Origin of the sequence: Actinocrinis sp. (genome assembly GCF_035938995.1) — a bacterium.
Taxonomy (GTDB): Bacteria; Actinomycetota; Actinomycetes; order Streptomycetales; family Catenulisporaceae; genus DASZGI01.
In genome coordinates, this window is sequence record NZ_DASZGI010000023.1 from 1 (window position 1) to 4,327 (window position 4,327).

2 protein-coding genes are annotated in these 4,327 nt (G+C 74.3%); one reads left to right on the forward strand and one right to left on the reverse strand.

Annotated features, from left to right (window positions below):
* Positions 1-210, reverse strand: a 210-nt coding sequence (locus VGZ32_RS01425) for a VOC family protein (protein ID WP_326883913.1), incomplete at its 3' end; no start/stop codon positions are given.
* A gap of 106 nt (positions 211-316) precedes the next feature.
* Between VGZ32_RS01425 and VGZ32_RS01430 the strand changes: the two genes are divergently transcribed.
* A partial coding sequence (locus VGZ32_RS01430; protein ID WP_326883914.1) for a DNA glycosylase AlkZ-like family protein occupies positions 317-4,327 on the forward strand: 4,011 nt, incomplete at its 3' end.

Genomic DNA, 4,327 nt, shown 5'->3' on the forward strand with positions numbered 1-4,327 from the left:
GTACAGCGGGCCGCCGTTGAGCGCCAGGAACTTCTGGCCGTTGAGCTCGAACTCCACCGCGGCGACGGTGCCTTCCGCGCCCGGCCCCGCGCTCGTGTACCGCTGCACCCGGCCGAGCCTGGAGTCCTTGAAGATGCCCATGTAGTAGTGCGCCGCCTCTTCGCCCTGGTTGTCGAACCACAGGCAGGTGGTGAACGGCTTACTGGTCATCGGACCTCCCCAGTGAGATTCACTACATCGTCATTCTGACCGCTCCCGCTCCCGGAACTCATCGCTGGCGGACCGGAATGTCGGCGGGTGGAGGCAGTATGGAGGGATGGCAGCACAACCACCGGTGAGCAGCGCCGAGGCCCTCGACGGGTTCTCGCCCGCGACGCGGGCGTGGTTCGAGGGCGCTTTCGCCGTGCCCACGCAGGCGCAGGCGCAGGCGTGGCGCGCTATCGGCAAGGGCGACGACACGCTGGTCGTCGCGCCCACCGGGTCGGGAAAGACGCTCGCCGCGTTCCTGTGGGCGATCGACAGGCTCGCCGCCACGCCGCCGCCCGCCGACAGGAAGCGGCGCTGCCGGGTGCTGTACGTCTCGCCGCTGAAGGCGCTCGCGGTGGACATCGAGCGGAACCTGCGCTCCCCGCTGACCGGGATCAGGCAGGCGTCGCACCGGCTGGGGCTGCCCGAGCCCGACATCGGCGTCGCGATCCGCACCGGGGACACCGCGGCCGACGAGCGGCGCAAGATCGCGAGCCGCCCGCCGGACATCCTGATCACCACGCCGGAGTCGCTGTTCCTGCTGCTCACCTCCCAGGCCAGGGAGATACTGCGCGGGGTCGAGACGGTGATCGTCGACGAGGTGCACGCGGTGGCGGGCAACAAGCGGGGCGCGCACCTGGCACTGTCGCTCGAACGGCTCGACGCGCTGCGCAGCGGGGACGACGGCGGCCGGGCGCAGCGGATCGGGCTGTCGGCGACGGTCCGGCCTCCCGAGGAGGTCGCCACGTTCCTCGGCGGCGCGCGCCAGGTCACGGTCGTGCAGCCGGCCAGCGCGAAGCGCATCGAGCTCGAGGTGATCGTCCCTGTGGAGGACATGACCGACCTGGAGACCGCGCAGGGGCTGCCCGATGAAGACGGCAGGGACGACCCGGTAAGGCGCCGGTCGATCTGGCCGCACGTCGAGGAGCGGGTACTCGACCTCATCGAGCAGCACCGGTCCACGATCGTGTTCGCCAACTCCCGCCGGCTGGCCGAGCGGCTCTGCGGACGGCTCAACGAGCTTGCCGCCGAACGGTCCGGCGACCCCGACGAGCCGGTCACGATCGCGCGGGCGCACCACGGCTCGGTCTCCAGGCAGGAGCGGACCGAGATCGAGGAGGCGCTCAAGGCCGGGCGGCTGCCCGCCGTGGTCGCCACGTCCAGCCTCGAGCTCGGCATCGACATGGGCGCGGTCGACCTGGTCATCCAGGTCGAGTCCCCGCCGTCGGTGGCCAGCGGGCTGCAGCGGGTCGGCCGGGCCGGCCACAACGTCGGCGACATCTCCCGCGGGGTCATCTTCCCCAAGTACACCGGTGACCTGGTGCAGGCCGCCGTCGTCGCGGGCCGGATGCACGACGGCGCGATCGAGGAGCTGCGGATCCCGCGCAACCCGCTGGACGTGCTCGCCCAGCAGATCGTCGCGATGGCGGCGCTCGACGACTGGCCGGTGGATGACCTCGAGGCCGTGGTGCGGCGCGCGGCGCCGTTCAGCGGGCTGACCAGGCCGGTGCTCGAGGCGGTGCTCGACATGCTCGCCGGGCGGTACCCGGGCGAGGAGTTCGCCGGCCTGCGGCCGCGGGTCGTCTGGGACCGGATGGCCGGCGTGATCCACGGCAGGCCAGGAGCGCAGAAGCTGGCGGTGACCAGCGGCGGCACGATCCCGGACCGGGGGCTGTTCGGGGTGTTCCTGCCGGCCGCGGAGAGCAAGCAGCCGCGACGGGTTGGCGAACTCGACGAAGAGATGGTGTACGAGTCGCGGGTCGGCGACGTGTTCGTGCTCGGCGCCAGCTCGTGGCGCATCGAGGACATCACGCCGGACCGCGTGCTGGTGCTGCCGGCCCCGGGCCAGCCGGGCAAGCTGCCGTTCTGGCACGGCGACACGCAGGGCAGGCCCGCTGAGCTCGGCAAGGCGATCGGCGCGAAGATCCGCGAGCTGTCGAAGCTGCCCGACGAGCAGGCCGTCGCGCAGCTCCAGGAAGCGGGGCTCGACCCGCTCGCCGCGCGGAACATGGTCAAGTACCTCGCCGACCAGCGGCAGGCGACCGGTCACGTGCCCGACGACAGGACGCTCGTCGTGGAGCGGTTCCGCGACGAGCTCGGCGACTGGCGCGTCGTGCTGCACAGCCCTTACGGGGACCGGGTGCACGCGCCGTGGGCGCTGGCCATCACGGCACGGCTGCGCGAGCGGTACGGCGGGATGGATGTCCAGGCGCTGCACACCGATGACGGGATCATCATCAGGGTGCCGGACAGCGACGAGCCGCCGGCCGCCGGGATCGCGCTGCTCGACCCGGAAGAGGTCGCCGACATCATCACCGCCGAGGTCGGCGGCAGCGCGCTGTTCGCCTCCCGGTTCAGGGAATGCGCCAGCCGGGCGCTGCTGCTGCCGAAGCGGCAGCCGGGGCGCCGCACCCCGCTGTGGCAGCAGCGGCAGCGCAGCGCGCAGCTGCTCGAGATCGCCAGCCAGTACCCGGGCTTCCCGATCACGCTGGAGACCGTCAGGGAGTGCCTCCAGGACGTCTTCGACGTGCCCGCCCTGACGGAGCTGCTCAGCGACCTGGCCGCCCGCCGGATCAGGATGGTGGAGGTGGAAACGGCCACTCCGAGCCCGTTCGGGAAATCCCTGCTCTTCCGCTACGTCGGCGCCTTCATGTACGAGGGCGACGCGCCGCTCGCCGAGCGGCGCGCGCAGGCGCTCGCGCTCGACCCGGCGCTGCTCGCGGAGCTGCTCGGCACCGACGGGCTGCGCGAGCTGCTCGACGCGGGCGTGGCCGAGGAGACCGAGCGCGACCTGCAGCACCTGTCGGAGGGCCGACGCTGCCGGGACGCGGAGGCCGTCGCCGACCTGCTGCGCACCAGCGGGCCGCTGACCGCCGACGAGGTGGCGGAGCGGTGCACGGAACCGGGCGCGGCGGACAGCTGGCTCGCGGGCTTGTCGGCGGCCAGGCGCATCATCGAGCTGCGGGTGGCCGGGCAGCCGATGTGGGCCGCGATCGAGGACGCGGGGCGGCTGCGCGACGCGCTGGGCGTGGCACTGCCCGTCGGCATCCCCGAGGCGTTCACCGAGCCGCTGCCCGACCCGCTCGGCGACCTCGTCGCGCGGTACGCACGGACGCACGGGCCGTTCCCGGCGAGCGCGGTCGCGACGCGGTACGGGCTCGGCGTCGCCGTCGTCGCGACGGCGCTGCGCCGGCTGGCGGCCGAGGGCCGGATGGCCGAGGGTGAGTTCCTGGCGGGCCGCCGGGGCACCGAATGGTGCGACAGCGAGGTGCTGCGGCTGCTGCGGCGGCGGTGCCTGGCGCGGCTGCGGAAGGAAGCGGAGCCGGTGGAGCCCGCCGTCCTCGGCCGGTTCCTGCCGACGTGGCACGGGATCCAGCCGGCCGGCGCGCCGCCGGTCCGGCGGCGGGCGGACGCCGGCGTGGTCCTGGAAGCGGTCGAGCGGCTCGCCGGCGCGCCGGTGCCCGCCTCGGCGCTGGAGACGCTGATCCTGCCGAGCCGGGTGCCCGGCTACTCCCCCGCGCTGCTTGACGAGCTCACCGCGGCGGGCGAGGTGGTCTGGGCGGGCGCGGGGACCGTGGGCAGCGGGGACGGCTGGCTGGTGCTCACCCCCGCGGAGAGCGCGCCGCTGCTACTGCCCGAGCCCGGCGAGCCGACGATGACGCCGCTGCACGGCGCGGTGCTGACGGCCCTGGCCGGAGGCGGCGCGCTGTTCTTCCGGATGCTCAGCGACCGGGTCACGGCGGTCCTTGACGGCCACCCGTCGCTGGACGTCGACCTCGTCACCGCCGTCTGGGACCTCGTGTGGGCCGGGATGCTGACCAACGACACCCTCGCGCCGCTGCGGGTGGTGACCAGCGGCGGCGGGGCCGCCCGCCGTCCTGCCGCGCCGCGCCGCTCCGCGGTGCCTTCACGGCTGGCGATCCCGCCGCGCACCCCGCCCACGGGCGGCGTGTTCAACCCGCGGCCCGCGCCGCGGCGCTACGGCGGCGGGGGCGGCGGCACGCGCCGCCCGGCGATGCCGTCGCGCACCGGCCCGCCGACCGTGACCGGACGGTGGTCGCTGCTGCCGGACCGGGCGGGT